General features: G+C 35.2%; 15 protein-coding genes. 4 read left to right on the forward strand and 11 right to left on the reverse strand.

Features of this window, described 5'->3' with window-relative positions; all coding sequences use genetic code 11:
* Positions 1 to 7: 7 nt before the first annotated feature.
* The 8 genes from ACHZAX_RS20065 to tssD (ACHZAX_RS20100) form a co-directional block, all read right to left on the reverse strand.
* Complete coding sequence (locus ACHZAX_RS20065) at positions 8 to 802, reverse strand: hypothetical protein (protein WP_320020307.1); 795 nt, start codon at positions 800 to 802, stop codon at positions 8 to 10.
* The gene (locus tag ACHZAX_RS20070; RefSeq protein WP_320020308.1) at positions 793 to 4,098 is read right to left on the reverse strand and encodes a toxin VasX; all 3,306 of its coding nucleotides are present in this window, start codon (positions 4,096 to 4,098) and stop codon (positions 793 to 795) included. The genes ACHZAX_RS20065 and ACHZAX_RS20070 overlap by 10 nt, the downstream gene beginning before the upstream one ends.
* 3 nt (positions 4,099 to 4,101) lie before the next feature.
* Positions 4,102 to 4,839 (reverse strand): PAAR domain-containing protein, encoded by a 738-nt coding sequence (locus ACHZAX_RS20075; protein WP_320020309.1) that lies wholly within the window; start codon positions 4,837 to 4,839, stop codon positions 4,102 to 4,104.
* A gap of 25 nt (positions 4,840 to 4,864) precedes the next feature.
* A complete protein-coding gene (locus tag ACHZAX_RS20080) occupies positions 4,865 to 5,266 on the reverse strand; it encodes a hypothetical protein (RefSeq protein WP_320020310.1) in 402 nt (133 codons plus the stop codon).
* Positions 5,267 to 5,275: 9 nt separating this feature from the next.
* Entirely contained in the window at positions 5,276 to 5,554 is a 279-nt protein-coding gene (locus ACHZAX_RS20085) for a hypothetical protein (protein ID WP_320020311.1), read from the reverse strand.
* A 21-nt stretch (positions 5,555 to 5,575) separates the two neighbouring features.
* Positions 5,576 to 7,408: a type VI secretion system Vgr family protein gene (locus ACHZAX_RS20090; RefSeq protein WP_320020312.1), complete on the reverse strand. Its 1,833-nt coding sequence runs from the start codon at positions 7,406 to 7,408 to the stop codon at positions 5,576 to 5,578.
* A 102-nt stretch (positions 7,409 to 7,510) separates the two neighbouring features.
* Positions 7,511 to 7,909 (reverse strand): type VI secretion system tube protein TssD, encoded by a 399-nt coding sequence (gene tssD, locus ACHZAX_RS20095; protein ID WP_320020313.1) that lies wholly within the window; start codon positions 7,907 to 7,909, stop codon positions 7,511 to 7,513.
* A 447-nt stretch (positions 7,910 to 8,356) separates the two neighbouring features.
* A complete protein-coding gene (gene tssD / locus ACHZAX_RS20100) occupies positions 8,357 to 8,743 on the reverse strand; it encodes a type VI secretion system tube protein TssD (RefSeq protein WP_101261654.1) in 387 nt (128 codons plus the stop codon).
* A gap of 518 nt (positions 8,744 to 9,261) precedes the next feature.
* Between tssD (ACHZAX_RS20100) and ACHZAX_RS20105 the strand changes: the two genes are divergently transcribed.
* From ACHZAX_RS20105 to ACHZAX_RS20115, 3 genes are read left to right on the forward strand one after another with little or no spacing between them, the layout of a single operon-like run.
* Positions 9,262 to 9,846 (forward strand): NlpC/P60 family protein, encoded by a 585-nt coding sequence (locus ACHZAX_RS20105; RefSeq protein WP_320020314.1) that lies wholly within the window; start codon positions 9,262 to 9,264, stop codon positions 9,844 to 9,846.
* Entirely contained in the window at positions 9,836 to 10,750 is a 915-nt protein-coding gene (locus ACHZAX_RS20110; RefSeq protein ID WP_320020315.1) for a hypothetical protein, read from the forward strand. The genes ACHZAX_RS20105 and ACHZAX_RS20110 overlap by 11 nt, the downstream gene beginning before the upstream one ends.
* Positions 10,751 to 10,767: 17 nt before the next feature.
* Entirely contained in the window at positions 10,768 to 11,634 is an 867-nt protein-coding gene (locus ACHZAX_RS20115; RefSeq protein WP_101310943.1) for a TssN family type VI secretion system protein, read from the forward strand.
* Positions 11,635 to 11,714: 80 nt separating this feature from the next.
* Here ACHZAX_RS20115 and ACHZAX_RS20120 read toward each other — a convergent pair whose 3' ends face one another.
* From ACHZAX_RS20120 to ACHZAX_RS20130, 3 genes are all read right to left on the reverse strand, one after another.
* Positions 11,715 to 13,043 carry a DUF5458 family protein gene (locus ACHZAX_RS20120; protein ID WP_320020316.1) on the reverse strand — a complete coding sequence of 443 codons (1,329 nt, stop codon included), beginning with the start codon at positions 13,041 to 13,043 and terminating at the stop codon, positions 11,715 to 11,717.
* Positions 13,044 to 13,068: 25 nt separating this feature from the next.
* The gene (locus ACHZAX_RS20125) at positions 13,069 to 13,521 is read right to left on the reverse strand and encodes a hypothetical protein (protein WP_320020317.1); all 453 of its coding nucleotides are present in this window, start codon (positions 13,519 to 13,521) and stop codon (positions 13,069 to 13,071) included.
* 107 nt (positions 13,522 to 13,628) lie between these two features.
* Entirely contained in the window at positions 13,629 to 16,049 is a 2,421-nt protein-coding gene (locus tag ACHZAX_RS20130) for an ATP-dependent Clp protease ATP-binding subunit (protein WP_320020318.1), read from the reverse strand.
* A gap of 306 nt (positions 16,050 to 16,355) precedes the next feature.
* On the opposite strand from ACHZAX_RS20130, the gene ACHZAX_RS20135 reads away from it, so the two are divergent.
* Positions 16,356 to 16,748: a GPW/gp25 family protein gene (locus tag ACHZAX_RS20135; protein WP_320020319.1), complete on the forward strand. Its 393-nt coding sequence runs from the start codon at positions 16,356 to 16,358 to the stop codon at positions 16,746 to 16,748.
* Positions 16,749 to 16,757 lie beyond the last annotated feature (9 nt).

The raw sequence follows: 16,757 nt of genomic DNA on the forward strand, positions 1-16,757 counted from the left end.
CATTAGATTACCACTTTCCAATTCTTTCTCTTTCTGCCTGCTGTTCTGGAGTAGCTTCGGGGGTTGGTATTTGACTGCGGTACAATGGTTTTTTAAACTTTTCCTTTTTGCGACGCTCGAAATCTTTTTCGCGGTAAGCATCTAAATCTTCAGCTGGAGGCAATGGCCGGTTTTTATCCATATACCAAGTTAAATAGGCTAAATCTTGATAACAATCTATTCCAGGAAATGGAAATCCTAGAGTTGAACCCGCCTTATCTGGCCTAACAATTACCAGCATGTAAGCTCCTATAAAATTCGGACCTCCTGATGTGTACGAGAACTTAATTTTATCGAAAGGCATAGTAATGTTCTTTTTCCACATAAAACCTGGAAAAGTTATGGTACTATCCATTCTGTTTAGTATTATTTCTTTTTTTGGCATTGTGAAATAATAATAAATAATAAATAATAATATTAATATGCTTATTGATAATGTGTAATAAATAAATTCATTACCAGATCCATCAATTTCATCATTAGTAAAAAGAATGTATAATGATAATAAAACAAATAATAAAGCTACTCCTCCAAAAATTAATGGAGCTATATTGGCTTGTGCGGGAGATTCAACAAATTCATCTGTTACTGTTTGACCGCCCATATTACCCTTATAAAAATACTTATCCAAAGGAACAATCACTTTTTGTAACCAACTTTGTGGCCCTTTATCTCCTATCTTTTTTATGCCGGTATATTGGGTGTGGGTTACTTTGCGATATAATGGATCTTTATTGTCTTTAGAATTATTTTTTACTGCCATATATCTTTCCCTTTTAACTCATTTATTGTTCCAATTCTTATTTCTTCGGTCTGTTTTGTTCCTAAAATAGGAGTTAATGTTCCTAAGTCAGCTATTGTTCCGAGATACCTTTTTTGATTCTCATTTTTCAAAAATGGGAAAGATGTATTTTTATTGTTAATGCGGACTGCAAATAATATATCGCTGAATTCGGTCACCTGATCTTTATAGGCATAAGGTATGTTTAATTTTATTTTCAAACTATTGGTATACTTTTGGTCTATGTTAATTTCAAACATTTTTTTTGCGGAAATTTTCTTTGATAAAATTTCCATTGGTTGATCCCTTTTGAATCCTTTAGGATATAAAAATGCCTTGGTTTCCACCTCACTCTCTAGCTCTAAAAATTGCATAAACTGCATCGTAACATCAAAACTATAATATTTTATTGTACTACTTGTAGAGGCTCCAATGCTTGAGTACGATGTATAAGATGTCATTTTTGAATCTGTGGGAACAAATAGCATCTGTGTACAAACTAATAAATCCCATAAGCGCACTTGAGCATCGTCTGGATTCATTATTGTATTTATATCTTTTTGTTCAGGAGCTTCGCCCATTAACTTTTTTTTGTTTTCCAATATATATGTTGCATAAGTACCTGGTAATTGACCTTCTTTTTTTTCTAAAGCCACTTGATCGCACAACAAAAAGTGTTTAAAGTAATATTCCAAATCGGTATCGGTTAATACATTGGCAAGTACAACTAACCCTAAGCCTACTCCTGCTGCAATTAAACCAATAGGTCCAGCAAAGGCCATACCACTGCAAAATGTTACCATAACTGTGGATACACCATATGCCACACCAGCTCCTGCCCAAGCCAAACCAGCATCAACATCCAAATCACTAAAGGCATCTACCGAATCCCAAACACACATGGCTGAAGTAGCAAAGCCTCCTATGGCTCCAAATACTTTACTTGCTCTAAATAAATCTTTCATTCCAGTCACCTGAACTCCTCTAGCTGTCAAGCTTGCCTTTTGTACATTTAATATGGCTTCTGTTAAATCAGCAGCTACACCAATTGTATTTGCTCCTGTTTTTAACTTTTCAATATTGTTATGTGCCTTTCCAAACTCGGTTACTGCATTATACATGTTTAACATCTGCAAACCAGCAATACCAATAGTAAAAGTTTTGCTGTTTAAAATTTTAGCCGCTTTTTGGTTAATTTTATTGAGTTGTACATCTCGTTGCGATAGTTCTACATCGTATTCAATAGGCATGGAAATCAGTTTGTTGGGGCCATCAATTTCTACATGCACTTCTGGAGAGTCTTTATATATCCTTAACCAATCTTTTCGTCCGGCATAAGGAGCTACTCGTACATATGTTTTAAGTGTTTCTCCCGTCACACCGAAAGCATCCAGTTGCATATACATTTCACTTTTACGTAGTAAATATATGGGGTTCCCTTTGTATTTATATTTGGCTTGCAGCTTTTTAACAACAAACTCTGTTACTTCCTTTAAGCTTCGTAGCTTTTTGCCATCTATTACTTTAAGATCAAAGGCTTTTTTGGTCATAAATCCTAAAATTGCACTTCCAAAACTAGCCATTTTAACTTCTGTGCCTAAACGATCTTCCCAAGTATGTTCCAAATTTAAATTGGAAGACATTAAGGCATGTAATGGATCCAAATCTTGGTAGCCTGGAGTTTGGCTTTTAATACCAGTTTGGGTAACAGTGGGTTCAACTGATTTTTCATCAATTAATTCATAAATCCATTTTTTTATTGTGTCATCTTTTCTCCTGTCTTTTTTAAGTAAAAGATGGTTATCTATATCGTATGGACTAACAAACAAGTTTTCAAAAATAACGGCAATACCTGCCATTCCTTCTAATTTGTAACCTTCTATGTTGTGTAAGTAGTCATCTAATTTTTCTTTACAATAAGTGGAGTTAAGAAATTTTGCTAATTTTTTTCTTAATTCTAAAATCTCTCCTCTCAACTCATGTCTATCTAATACTCCAAGAATACCTTCGATTTTTTGTCTATCCAATCCATTACCGATATATAGTTCTTTGTGATATCTATTCGGATCCATTTGGCTTCCTGTTTGCATTGCTCTTCCAAGTTGAGCATATCCATTCTCAGATCCTCCACTATAACTTTGATTCTGTCTTTTTCGTTCACTGACTAATTGATCTGCTTTATTTTGCTTCGCAAGTTCTCTTGGGAAATGTGTATCGTTCCAATTGCCCTCAGGCTTTCCTCCGTCATATTTTTCTGTAGTTTCTCTATCTGAGTAAACTATTTGATAACAAGCTAGAGCAAGAGAAAATAATGATTGATGCTCAGCACTAATAGGAGGAATATCGATATCTCCAGCCATTAATATATCCTTGATGACTTTAATAGTTTGTCCAGTTTGGATGTTTTCAACAAGTGATCTAAATTCAATATTTTTAATACCCAGTTGGTAATTTATATCAAGAACGCATGCTAAGGGAGAATGCAAAGTAACAAACATATCCTCTTTTAAAGATTGAGGATCTTTTGCTACAGCAACATTATCATCGGCAATAATTTCTTTCATGGTATTATTCAACCAAAATGCCTGGTGCTTTTGTTCAGGAGGGAACATACCAAATGTTGTATCGAATGGAGTCAAAAAATTAGATGTACTCTCAGCTCCTCTTTCAAAACCTGTACATACTACTTTTTGCATCCGTTCTTTGCGTCGCTGAGTATTGGTTCGCATTACCGTGTGGTAGTCGATGGACCACTGGACAGGTGAAAAAGCAATCCGTAATACAGTGCCTTGCTTAAAAGTTTTATTTGAAGTCACTTTGCCTGATGACTTTCTAATATCCAGATAGTTACCGTTGAAATCTTTATTATTTGCCCAATAAACAGGGTAAAAATTTCCTAAATCATCTATCTCGTATTCGTACCAAAGATTCGGGTTTTCTTCATCTATAATGTACACATAACCACCATTTAAGTGAGTTTTTGCGTAAAAAAAATCTTCTACCGGTGGAGCTCCTTCAGGAGAAACTTCTTCAATAGTTTCTGATTTCTGACCTTGATGGCTACTAATAGCCTTACTATTTGACGATTGATCTTTGGAACTATTAGGGAAAAGAGCAAATCTTAAAAAATGTAGACGAATACCAGGTTTTTTGGTTGCCAATTTTGAACTTTTAGCTTCTAAGGCTCCAGCTCCTTCACAGGTGAATAGATAATCTAACAATTTGTCATCATATTCTTTCACCTGTTTCTCTTCCAACTCTAAATTTTCATTTGCCATAACTTAGGAATTTTGAGTTTTTCCGCTATTTCCCTGTTCTTCAGGATCTTCTATTTCCCAAACAACTTCCACTTGATTATTACTTACAGTTCCCGTTAATTCGGTAACTTGCTCTTCCTGTTCTTCGTTACCCTGTGAGTTCGTGACGGGTTTTTTCACTTTAAAAGTAATACTCTCACCATCAGGGATATTTAAGACACTAGCTCTTAAAGTAACTTCCTTAATCACCTTTGAATCGCGAACAATTTTATCTTCTTTTACCCACTGCAAATTAAATATCTTAGGCTCCACCTCAGCATCCCCTCTCTTTATCGCCTCAATATTTCCTTTAGCTTCTTTAAGGTCAACGGTATCGCTGTGGAGAGCAGCACCAATGCGTTCGAACAATCTAATTTCGGGAAAGGGAATTTTGGAAATTGACAGTGTTGCTTGAGGGCTTGGAGTAGCGGTGCTAATTAGAATATTGGCTTCGCCCGACATTACAACTCCTCCGTGAGCAGTTAAATCGCCCTGGCAAACTACAGGAACTCCATTGATTAAAATGGCTGGATTTCCTTGGGCTACCACATCGGGCGGTCCAACACAAATACACATATCGCCCATAAGAGCGGCTGGTTTTCCGTTAATTAAAACATTGGGTGCTCCTGGTCCGGATATAGGACCTCCAATATGTGGTACTAATCCACTGCACATTGGGCACACGTGCATACTTCCTATTGTTGCAATTGGTTTTCCTGCCATGGCTGTATATGATTTAAGCGAAAGTTTAAGCTGCTTTTTTGTTATTTACCACTTCTAAGAATTTGCTTAAATCATCTTGTTCCATCATATGTACCGGAATTCTTAGTTTTGTAGTTTTAGATCCATCTTTGTAATGAACAAATATTTTTTTGTCGCTTACTTTTTCTGTTTTGATAATATCGTCATACTTAATGAATTTTGCCGAAGCCAATGGCGCAAATTTAATTTCCATGTTTTGTTCAAACAATTGTATCATTTTTCGGTTTTGATGCGAAAATGCCGTTACTAAAACCAAAATGCTCATTCCTAATAAGTAAGGTATTCCATTTGCAATAGCTAAGATTCCACCAATCATCATAATTCCACCAATAAGAAATTGCTGATTCACAAATTTCTTACTTGGTTTAATAACTTTTATTGCTTCCATGATACTTGATTAATCGTTATAAAAATTTTTCTTTTTTTCTTCGTCAATAATTTTTCTGGCTCCAATGGCACCAATGAGTCCAACTGGAACCAGTATAGCTGATGAAATCATAAATATTTTAGCTCCCAAGATCTTTTTATTGGTAGAAATCAGCATGATGCCAATTATATTACAGAGTACAATTGCACCAACAAAATAAGACAGAAACGAATAATGGGGATCGCCTAAAAAACTAAGGGCTATTAGTGAGTGTATAATTACAGCCACAATCATTTGAGGTTTTATCATTTTGCTAAAATCTGATTGGTTCTACATAATCTCAATTTTTCCACTAGCTCCTTGTACGGCGGTTATTTGTCCTTCCACTTTCACTTGCATGCCAGATAATCCTGCTTCTGCTTGTCCCGAAACACTTGCATTTTGACCACTTAAAGCCGCATCGCTAGTAGCAGCAAGAGTTAATGCAGCACTACTATTTACGGTAGTGTCACCAGTAGATTGTAATGCTAAATTACCTTCCGCTTGTATGTTGGTATCTGCTTGAGCGGCAATACCGATATTTTGTTGAGCGGCTATTTGTATGTTTTCTTCGGCTGAAATGTTGATGTTTTTCGCTGAGATATCAATCGTTTCAACAGAGCTAATGGTTAGCGATTTTGCCTGTGTATCGAAAGTAATAATACTGCCTTCGTTGTCGTATATGTTTATTTTTTCTTCGCCGTCGGTATCATTCAGTTCTATAGTGTGTCCACTTCGGGTTCGAATGGCTTTTATATCGTTGGTGTCGGTTGTAAAACTTTTTGGTTTGGCTGCGCCATGATATAATGTTCCAATTACAAAAGGTTTTTCGGCATTTCCGGCTTCAAAACCAACCATTACTTCTTCACCAATTTCTGGAATAAAATGGAATCCTTTATCCACACCACCATGTGGTTGTGTCATTCTAATCCATGGCGATGGAGCAGTTAACTGCCAGCTAAACTGTACACGTATTCGTCCTATTCCCTGAGGATCGGCATTATCTACCACAAATGCAGTTTGAGTTTGGCATTGGGGAAAGAGAGCAACATTGGTATAAGGAGGATACACCACATTTTCGGGTATTGCCTCAAAATTATTTTTATAATCACCCGACATTTGGCAGGTGTGCATCAATTTAGTAACTATAAACCTACCATAAGTAGTTTCTCCATTAGCCGTTTTTTGAGCGATAGAAATTAAAGCTCCCACTTTAAGACCAGGATTCATTGTGCTTCCAGTTAGAATTACCATTCGGGCAACGTTGGCTTCTCCTTGTTTTACCACAGCATTTTCTAATGCTTGGTTTAAATCTCCGTCGGCGGTGTGTCGGTGGAAATCTACTATGGTTTCCTGTCCAAACATGGCTTCCGATTTTTCGGCCATTTGTGCGTGGTATCCTGGTAATTCAGTTCCGGCAGCGATCGAGCTTTCTAGTTTTTCATTGGAATAGTAATCTCTTGTTACGTAGTTAAATGTTTTTGGGTGAGTTTGCATTTTCAGGTTAAAATCCATCAAATCAATACCATATTTTAATTGTAATGGTTCCGATGTTTCCGATCCGAAAATTATTTTTTGTCCATCGTAATAAAACCATTCACCAAAACGCGAAGCCAACTGACTTAAAAAGCCAAAAGCACTTTGATTGTATTGCACTATGTATGGAAAAACATCTCGGGTAATTGGATTGATAGTGGTTTCCGTACCACTTTGATAAGAGGCAGTAACTAAACGAACTATTTCCGATAAGTCTTTTTCTTCATATCCAATACAGTTTGGTCCATCTTCCAATAAAATGGTTGGACTGTATCCTTTAATTCGAATGTGATCTCCAATCGATGAGAATTCCGATTTTATGGATTCGGCTTCTGTAATAATTCCTATAAAAGTACCATCCGGAAGGGGTGAATCGCCAACATTGTCTGAAATTAAAATTTCTATCTGTTGTCCAATTAATGATTGGGTTTTATCGATGATTGCATTTCCTTCCCCGGTAAATTGCTCCCACAATATGGTGATATCAAAATAGTGATGGGTATTTATTCCTTGAATAATCTGTAAATCAAGAAAATTAGGGTATTGTACTCCATCTATTTTTATGATTGTATTTGTTTGCAGTGCCATGCTGGTAGTTTTTAACTAGTATATTTTTATGTATGGATTTACTTTTTCCATCGTGAAATGCTTTCAAATTGTTTTAATTACTATCGAATGTTTTCTATCTGATTAAGCTTCTGCATTCCAGTCATTAATAACTGTAACATTTTCAAGATTAATTTCCCGAGCCGATAATTTCATTTTAGTTACCATGGGGTGTGAACCCTCAGAATGAAAATACTCGTGGTAGGAAACGCATAAGGCATCTGTGAAATCAAGTCTTTTTAACCGAGACATTGCATCTCTGCGATAAAAAGTTACACTTCCACTCTTGCGTTTATCAGGAGACGCCATCCAATCGAAAAATTCGGTACTGGAGGTCGATTCCAGTTCCAGTTCAATAATTCCTCCACCAACAGGTTTTTGTGAAGCACGTCCGTTAACAGTGATGGCTTGATCCATCCCAAAATGACAATTAATTACTTTTGCAACAGAGTTGTCTATAATAAATTCAGCCAGAAATGACATATTGATTGCGTTTTACATTGGGTTAAAAACAGGTTTGTCCGTTTAATTATGGTTTAGATGTTTGCTAAAACAAGAAAACGGAGTCGGTAAATTTAAAAATGAAGAAGGTGTCCAAAAAGGAATATTTTGTACCGGATTGTCATGTTAAGCGATCCCGATGGCTATCGGGACGAAACCTCTGTTTTTCAAAGTGAAAGATTCTTCGACAAGCTCAGAATGACAATAGAACGTAACTTTTTAGACACCCTCTTCTTTATCAGGATTTTTTTATTCTTTTTTCAGGTAATTTTATATTTTTACCCTATATAAGAATACGTGATGGTATTCTTATTTTAGTGAGGAAGGACGACATATTTATGTCGTCCCTCTTTTAGGAATACGTGAAGGTATCCTGATTTTAGTTGGGAAGGACGACATAAATATGTCGTCCCCCTTTCCTAGGTAAGATTATACCCACTCATTAATGTGCTCACCATTACCCATTTTAATTTCACGGGCAGAGATGGTAAACGATTCAGCCATAGCCATATTATCAAAGGCATTAAATTTTTCCTCATATTTCACAAGGTATCCTTCAGTAAATGACAATTCTTTCTGTTTAGCGTCTGTATCGCGCTTTAAGAAAGTTACTGTGCCATCTTTTCTCTCAAAGTTATTACACATCCATTCGAACATATCAGTATCTCCAGTACTTTCCACTGTTAACATGATACGACCACCACGGGTAACAGATGATGGACGACCTGTGGCATCAACTTCTTGAGTTAAATCGTAATTGCAGGAAAGAACATTCATGGTCTTTCCACCTACGTTTAATTTTGCTTTAAATGACATAAAACTTAATTTAAATGTTAATAATAATAATAATACGATGGTGAAATTATGAATAGTATTTTAAAAATCCAATTATGCAGCATTGTAAAAGTTGATATCTTTCTTTCGTTGCCAATAGGTAAACATATTAAAAATACTCTGTTTCCCTTTTGTAATGAGGCTTTGTGGGTTTTCGAAAATATTAATTTTATATGTAAATATTTTTAAAATAATTATTATTTGTTTTTAAAGTATTAAGAGGGTTTTTATTTGTTTTGGTGTTTTTATTCTGCTAAGTGTTATTTTCTTGAAAAAATAATTACAGATTCGTTTGGATTATTGCTATTTATTATTAACGCTATTTTTCAATTAATTTATATGACACATAAGAATACTTTATTTGCTAATGTTTCGGGCCTTTTTCTTTATTTTAATAAAGAATTACGGTTTAATATTTTTTCTTAGCTAGAATCTTTCATAATTTTGTTAGCTGATTTTGTATTAACTGCAAAATCTGCTTAAACCTTTATTTTTAATTAATGCTGCGAAATAATTCATCATTTATTGGGAAGAATGAATTTGGGAGATTAATCCCGGCAATTGGTCTGTTGGTTTGTTTGTGCGGTTTGTTTTCTTGTGGGTCTAAAAAAATTATTCACAATACAATTTATCATGATGAACCTGCAATTGTGGCTTTAAAACAAAAGTATGCATCGATTCTTCATGTAGAGAAGAATCAAATAAAGAATATTGCCTTATATCAAAGTATTGATAAGTGGACTATAGTTAGGGATTCAAATATGGCGAAATTGGGATCTTTAAATGTAAGTTTTATTCAATACTTATATTATTTAAATCTTAGAACTAAGTTACCTGCAGATTTTAAAGAGCTTTATGAGGCACGAAAAACTTATTTGTTTAAAGATTGTCATTTTTTAGAGGAGGGAGATTTAGTCTTTTTTAAAGAGAATTACCGTGCTGTAAAGGAAGTCGGGTTTTATTTAGATAATGATGTTTTTGTTGCGGCCGATGCAGGAGGCGATCTTCGTTTTCATCATTTACGGGATTCAATTAATAGGTTTCATGTAATTTCAAATGCTAAGATTTTAAAAGATGTTGAATGAAAATACCTTGAGTGGGTGTATGCAGGATATTAATGGTTTGCCATTTAATCTGAAAGCTGAAATAGTTACCAATCTTTTGTTCGATCGTGGTCTGTTGCCCGAGAACTTGATGATTCAAATGAATAGTGCTTTCAATAGGCCATTCAGAAGAGACGTAGAGAAGGCCCGGTTGGGAATGAATGAAGAACAGGGATTGGTAAATTTGCTTCTTTCTCGAAATGGAATTTACGATTTATTGCCCGAAGGAGTTATTCATGAAAGGAATGAAGGAAGTGGAAGAGAAAGTGTGCAGCGATTAATTCAGCTTCATCAAAAACAAAAAAGAGAAGAGCGGGAGGCTAGGAATTTCTTCAAACCTTTTGAGAATGAATTGTTTAGGGTGTTAGTGAAGATTGAACAACAAGAAGTTTCTTTGCTTAAAAATCAGGATCATCAATTTCAAAGTTTTTTAGTCAGATTTTGGGATATCCATGGTGAGCTTGAAGAGTGTCAGAAGCAGTTTTTACTTAAGCTTGCTCCTTTGGCATATTCTTTAAAAGGAAATTTGGGCAAGATTTGTAAAGTGTTGCAATTGTTTTTAAATAAGTCTGTCTCCTATGAAAAGAGCTTGATTTGCATAAAAAGTCAAGAGAAAAAAAGAGATAATGAAATTATTTTGGGTCGAAATTTTATTGTGGGAAATACAACGGAAGAACTTCCAATGGTTCGATTTTTGATAGAGGGAGTTGCGGAAAAAGAAATTAAGGATTATCTGGAAGGTGGATCAATTCATAAATTTATAGTGGAAATTATGGAGTATTTATTGCCGGTAGAATATGAGTTCGATTTTAAATGTAAAACGGATCAGGAGTTTTCGCCTGATGGTTTTGGTGTTCTTGGTTATTCTTCCGTATTAAGTTCCTAAAAAAACAGATCAGAGTTATGATTTTAAAAAATTTACTAGCCGGGGATATTAATGCGGTTTCAATATTGTTTCTCTTTTTTGGAGCGATGTTTTTTGCATTCTCAAAAAGCTTAAAAAAGTTGTTCGCACATGATAGAAAGAAGATGATTTTATATTTTCTTGTTGCGGCTCTTGCCTATACAGTTTGCGCTTTGTTTACAATTCGTAATTTAATGTTTTATGGTATAGCTTCCAACTATATTGCTATTATGGTGTTGAGTTTGTTGTTTGGTTATTTGATGATTGTGGCGTTGGAGAAATATTTCGAATGGCCTGAGAAGCTGAAATGGTTAGCACAATTCTTGTTTATACTAGTTACGGTTTTAATTGGTTTTATTGTGTTTATACAGATTGCCGGACGATTTGGGGTGAGTGGGATGCATTATTTCTTTTTAACCGCCACAATTAGTGTAATACTCCCATGGATATTTCGTTATTTATTTAACAGTGCAATGGATATCCCTTTGGCTATTTATAGGAAGTGGGAATATCCTGTCCATAAAAAATATGTAAGGCCGGAATATGAGGATTTAAAGAATCCATATATTATTACTTTGGAGTTTTTAAAGTCGAATAATGCTGAGTTTGTTTCAAGATTTAGAGTTCGTGCTCCGGAGAATATGGATTTTGGAATGTTTTTTTATCATTTTATTAATGATTATAATCAAAAACATCCTGAAGAATTAATTAATTACGGTGCGCAGGAAGATAAGCTGCATAGTTGGATTTTTTATCGTCGGCCTCGCTTTATTGGTCGGTGGAAACAGGTTAATACAGAGCAAACAGTATATAGAAATAACATAAAAGAAAACGCTGTAATCGTGTGTCAAAGGTTAAATGATTAATTTGTTTGACCTATTGGAAGACAAAAAAAACAGGCTTGCTAAATGAATAGTAAGCCTGTTTTTTTATTTAATTACCGGAGTTAGTCTTGGGCATATTCGCTGTCCCATTCGTTTCCATCATCTCCTTTTTGACCTTCCATTTTTATTAGGAAGTTCTTAGCTGGAAAATATGGTTTCATATGAATGTCAAGGTGCACCCGATCTTTTTGAATAGGATCCTGCTCAAAACGTTTAATGGTAAAATTTTCAATTAGTTTATCCGGACCAGATATGGTATCTAAAAATTGAATGATTTGTTTTAAAAGTTCCTTGCGTGTTTTGGCATTGAAATTCTCAAAAGCTCTGCGATTAAGAAAATCCATCATCACTTTTGTTACGTAATCAAAAACTCTAACAACCGAATAAGTTTGAAGGCCTAGATTAGCTCCGTTAAATAGAGTTTTGGCCGAGAAGGCCATAACTTTACCGTATTCGTTCACCATTGGGATTAATCCCATTTTTTCGAGGCTTGAAATTTCGCTTTTACGAAGATCAAATTTAACTCCTTGCACTTCGTTAATTCCACCAAACTTTTTACCTGCAGTCACCTGCGACATAAGGGTTTGGTAAACTTTACCGGCTAATGCTCCTGCGGGTGGAATGTAAAGGTCATCTTCTTCGTTTACTTCGTCGAATTTACCTCTGCCAACCAGCCAGTTACAGGTCATCATTACGTTGGAGCGGAACATGTCACCCCCCGAAAGGTTTGCGGCGCTAAACATTTCCATAACATCATCAGCTTCATCCAAATGCTCAAAATCGGTTACCATCATTACTTTGTTGTCGTAAGCAATTTTACCCCATTTTTCGATCAGCATGTTAGATCCCAGATAACCAGGTAAAACTAATAGACCATAGTTGTCACTAAGGTCAAGCCGATCGTAAGTATTCTTTATTTCAGACGATACAGCATCTATGAAACGGGTGTTGTCCAAATCCTTAATTTGATCCGGATCTGCATTCATTATGGATATATTTTTTACTTTATCTTGTTCGGAGTTTTTGTAGAATAAAGCCATGCTTCGGTAGGAGCGTTCCAAATCTCTGGTTTGTTCGATTACCGTGCCAAGGTTTTTCTTCAAGGTTTGGGCTGTTTCTGCAGCCTTTTCTTTACTGCTGTCGATCATCTCGTTTAGGTCGTTTGACCGGTTTATTGCTTCGGACCATATTTCAAGAGTTCTTTTTAATTGCTCTCGTTCCTCTTTTTTTGTGTTTTCTGTAAAGAAGATTTTTTTTCTGGCCTTACGCTCGGGGTTCATGTTTTGAACTCCTTCAATAGCTGTTTCAAGCAGATCAAATCCGCCATATTTTGCCAATTTACTTAAATTCTCTTCCAGGGGTAATTCGTTAGTTGCTAGCGAATTATCCATTTGCTCTTTGTTCTGTAGCATTTTATTATCTCTCCAATTCGTTTAATTCTTCAATTAATCCGCTGATAGCAGCCGAAAGGGCAGCCTTGGCATCGGGATCGGTAAGGGCAGCCTTTAAAATTTTATTCGTTTTTAGTTGTTTAATTATTTTGTTGTGCTGTTCTTTTTCAGTGGTTAAACTTTTAAGAAACTCACTTTGTGCAGTTATGCCTTTTATGCCAAAATCTCCTAAGTTTGTAAAGCCAATGGTTTCTTTTTGTGAGGTTCCTTCTGATGTCTCAAAATCTACTTCTATTTGAGGCTTATAGTGTTGAAAAACTTCTTCAACAGTATGGAGACCTTTTACAATATCTGGTTTAATCGGAGCGTCGTAAGTTAGTTTCTCGATTAATAGGGTTTTGTTTTGTGGAATTTCCTGGATTGCCTCACCGGCATCTAATTTTACTTCTGTTCCACCAAGCTCAAAATTTCCGTTCATGCTCTGTATCTTTTTTATTTAAATGTTAATTAATAGATTTCTATGGTAAAATATTATTGTTGGATTTGGAGTTTATTAGTCTATGTACCTTTGAAATGCAATTGGTTTTATTTAACCTTTAGCTTTAATTTTTTATTTTTATCGAATGATACAGTCACTTTTTGTCCGGACTGAAGTTCATTTCCAATAATCATTCGTGATAGTGGAGTGCGCAGTCTGGTGCGAATAATATTACGAAGAGGGCGGGCTCCGTATTGAGGAGAGTATCCTTCTTCAGCAAGTTTTTCTCTGGTTTTATTGTTGATTTCCAATTCAATTTCTTGTTGGTTGAGTGCTTCTGTTAGTTCCTTGAGTTGAAGATTAAAAATCTTTGTGATATTCTCTTTTGTTATTGGGGAGAAAGGAACTATCCCTGTAAGTCTACCTAGGAATTCTGGTCGGAAATAATTGGCCATGCTTTCCATTAATTTATCCGATTTTGGTAAGGTTTTCTTCTCATTAAACTGATCAACAATCGATTGGCTTCCTATGTTGGATGTGAAAAGAATTACTGCATTGGAGAAATCACCTGTCTTTCCTAAACGATCATGTATGGTACCTTCGTCAAGTATTTGTAAGAAAATATCGAAAACAGAAGGGTGAGCTTTTTCAATCTCATCAAAAAGAACAACCGAGTAAGGTTCTTGTCTGATTTTATTTACGAGCATACCACCCTCTTCATATCCTACATATCCGGGAGGTGCACCATATAATAAAGCTGCAGAGTGTTCTTCTTTAAATTCCGACATATCGAAGCGAATTAAGGATGCTGATGACTGAAATAAGAAGTTGGCAAGTTGTTTTCCAAGTTCTGTTTTCCCCGTACCGGTTGGACCTAAAAAGAAAAATGAACCGATTGGCTGTCCTGGTCTGTTAAGTCCTGAACGGGATTCGAGTATGGATTCACAAACTGCAGTTACTGCTTGGTCTTGACCAATTACTGCAGATTTTAAAGTGTCTTCCATGCCTAGTAACCGATCTCTTTCTCGAGTCATTATTTTACCAACAGGAATACCGCTAACCCTGGCAACGGTGTTTGCTAAATTGTGAAAGTTAATTTCGTCGGATTGATTGGATATCTCATGTCGTAAAATATCAATCATTTTGTAACAGTTGGCTACAGGTTCGTTAAGTTCATCTGACTCATCTTGTGGTTGCCCGATATAGGTGAGAAACTTTCGTAGTCCTGCATCGATAATGTCGATATCATTTGGTTCGCAATCGACTGCTTTTAGTTGTTTTTCTAATTGGTCGATCTCACTTGGTAATGTATCCATTTGAGCACGGGTTCCTGCCATGGTTCGATCAATAAGATCAATGGCCGAGTCGGGTAACTTTCTTTCGCTAAAGTGACGGGATGCAAGAGTTACAGCTTCGGAGATATGTTCCAGCTGTATGTTTAGCTTATGGTGATCCTGTAATTGTGATACTGCACTCAGAGCCATTTCAATGGCATGAGTAGTATCCGGTTCTTCAATATTTAAGTGTTCAAAAAGTCTTTTTAAAGCGCTGTCGCCATCAATTAACTTTCGGAATGAATCGTTAGGAATGGTTGTGATTAAAACAAAGTATCCTTTGTTTAATTCCGATTTAAGAAGGTGCGTTATTCCAGTATTCCCGGATTTATCATCTATTAGTGTCTGAAGATCATCTAGAAAAAGAATGGGACGATTTAGCTGTTCCAGTTGTTTAAATACTTTTCGAAGTCTGTCTTCTATTTCGCCTTTATAAGTAGCTCCTGCAAGAATACTTTCCATTTGAAGTTTAAATACTCTTGATTGTGTGAGCAGTGCAGGAGCTTTTCCTTGTGATATAATAGATGCTAATCCATTAATTATTACAGATTTGCCGACTCCTGATTCGCCGGTTATAAGCACATGTGGTTTTGTAAATCGGCCAATTGTCTCTGTAATATTTAATAGTTCCTGATCTCTGGCCACTACTGTAGAAAGTTGATGACTCTTTGCTAAACTAGTCAGATCAATAAGATATTCCAGATCTGATTTTGAACTCTTCTCTTTCGTTTTGTTAGTGTCGGTAGAATTTTCGCTAAAAAATTTATTAAGTAACTGATCGCGCTGAAGAGGGAATGTTTTTAATTGGTCGAAAGTAAAGCCAACACCTGGAGTTATTAGAGCTGTTAAAACACTAAGCGAATTTAATTCTGACTGTTGGTTTAGTAAATTTAGTTCTTCTGCTTCCTGAAAGATATTTTCTACTCCATCATCAGCAGGAATAGGATTCGATAATCTGCTGTCTTTTGGGTAGCCCTCCATACGCACGTCAGCCCATTCATCCAAATAGTAAACATCTACATCCATTGCAAATAGTTGTTCTCGGATGCCACTGTTTTTGTGAAGAAGTCCTTTTAGTAGATGTGCGGGAGAAAAGCATGGATTGCTGTTTTCTTTAGCGCATGATTGTGCTACTATTATGGCATTTTTAATTTCGTCGGATAGTTTTATTAAGCCATTTTCGATTTTTATCATGTTGTATTCTGTAATTAAACAATATGAAATAATATAAGTGGTAAAACAGACACTTTAGAATCATAAAGTTATTAATATTTATTTTAAGCACATAACAAATATAATTATTATATTTTATTAACTAATTTATTAAAAATGTTTTTTGGTTAAATTAAAAATGGAAGTAATTGTTTTTTTTGATAAATTCGTAGTTTTATTACCATTTGTTAATCTAGATTCAGATGTGTTTTTATTTATTTAATTATAGTTTCATTAATATTGAAATTTTGAATGATATACTATTCGTTACCGTTAAAATTAGGAAGGTTGTGTGAAAAAAAAGATCATGAACATTGTAGTTTGAAAGAATCTATTTCTCAACACTTATATCTAATCATAACAACAGCTTTAGGAGATTGCTTGTATGATGAAACATTTGGTTGTTCCATCTGGGATAGTGATTTTAATAATAAAATTAATGATAGCAGACTGAAAGAAGAAATCAAATCAGGATTATGTTTGTCAATTAAAAATCACGAAAATAGATTGGATAATCTGGAGATAGAAATAAGTTTTTCGCAAGCATTAATTGGTGTTGGAGAAAATGTAACCTGTATGAAGAAGAAGTTGGATTTGAAAGTAAGCGGAAGGTTAGCACAAACAGACGAGCCATTTGCATTTTCGGGGTACTTTTTCATGGGTCCATTGTCCTACTATTAAAATAATATG

Source organism: Labilibaculum manganireducens, from assembly GCF_963665805.2.
GTDB lineage: Bacteria > Bacteroidota > Bacteroidia > Bacteroidales > Marinifilaceae > Labilibaculum > Labilibaculum manganireducens.

Coding starts and splice junctions, on each gene's coding strand:
- ACHZAX_RS20105 (WP_320020314.1), top strand. CDS start 9,262: ATGCTGCGAAATAATTCATCATTTATTGGGAAGAATGAATTTGGGAGA.
- ACHZAX_RS20075 (WP_320020309.1), bottom strand. CDS start 4,839: ATGGCAGGAAAACCAATTGCAACAATAGGAAGTATGCACGTGTGCCCA.
- ACHZAX_RS20120 (WP_320020316.1), bottom strand. CDS start 13,043: ATGGATAATTCGCTAGCAACTAACGAATTACCCCTGGAAGAGAATTTA.
- ACHZAX_RS20125 (WP_320020317.1), bottom strand. CDS start 13,521: ATGAACGGAAATTTTGAGCTTGGTGGAACAGAAGTAAAATTAGATGCC.
- ACHZAX_RS20115 (WP_101310943.1), top strand. CDS start 10,768: ATGATTTTAAAAAATTTACTAGCCGGGGATATTAATGCGGTTTCAATA.
- ACHZAX_RS20130 (WP_320020318.1), bottom strand. CDS start 16,049: ATGATAAAAATCGAAAATGGCTTAATAAAACTATCCGACGAAATTAAA.
- ACHZAX_RS20085 (WP_320020311.1), bottom strand. CDS start 5,554: ATGATAAAACCTCAAATGATTGTGGCTGTAATTATACACTCACTAATA.
- ACHZAX_RS20070 (WP_320020308.1), bottom strand. CDS start 4,098: ATGGCAAATGAAAATTTAGAGTTGGAAGAGAAACAGGTGAAAGAATAT.
- tssD (WP_101261654.1), bottom strand. CDS start 8,743: ATGTCATTTAAAGCAAAATTAAACGTAGGTGGAAAGACCATGAATGTT.
- ACHZAX_RS20080 (WP_320020310.1), bottom strand. CDS start 5,266: ATGGAAGCAATAAAAGTTATTAAACCAAGTAAGAAATTTGTGAATCAG.
- ACHZAX_RS20065 (WP_320020307.1), bottom strand. CDS start 802: ATGGCAGTAAAAAATAATTCTAAAGACAATAAAGATCCATTATATCGC.
- tssD (WP_320020313.1), bottom strand. CDS start 7,909: ATGTCATTTCTGGCTGAATTTATTATAGACAACTCTGTTGCAAAAGTA.
- ACHZAX_RS20110 (WP_320020315.1), top strand. CDS start 9,836: ATGTTGAATGAAAATACCTTGAGTGGGTGTATGCAGGATATTAATGGT.
- ACHZAX_RS20090 (WP_320020312.1), bottom strand. CDS start 7,408: ATGGCACTGCAAACAAATACAATCATAAAAATAGATGGAGTACAATAC.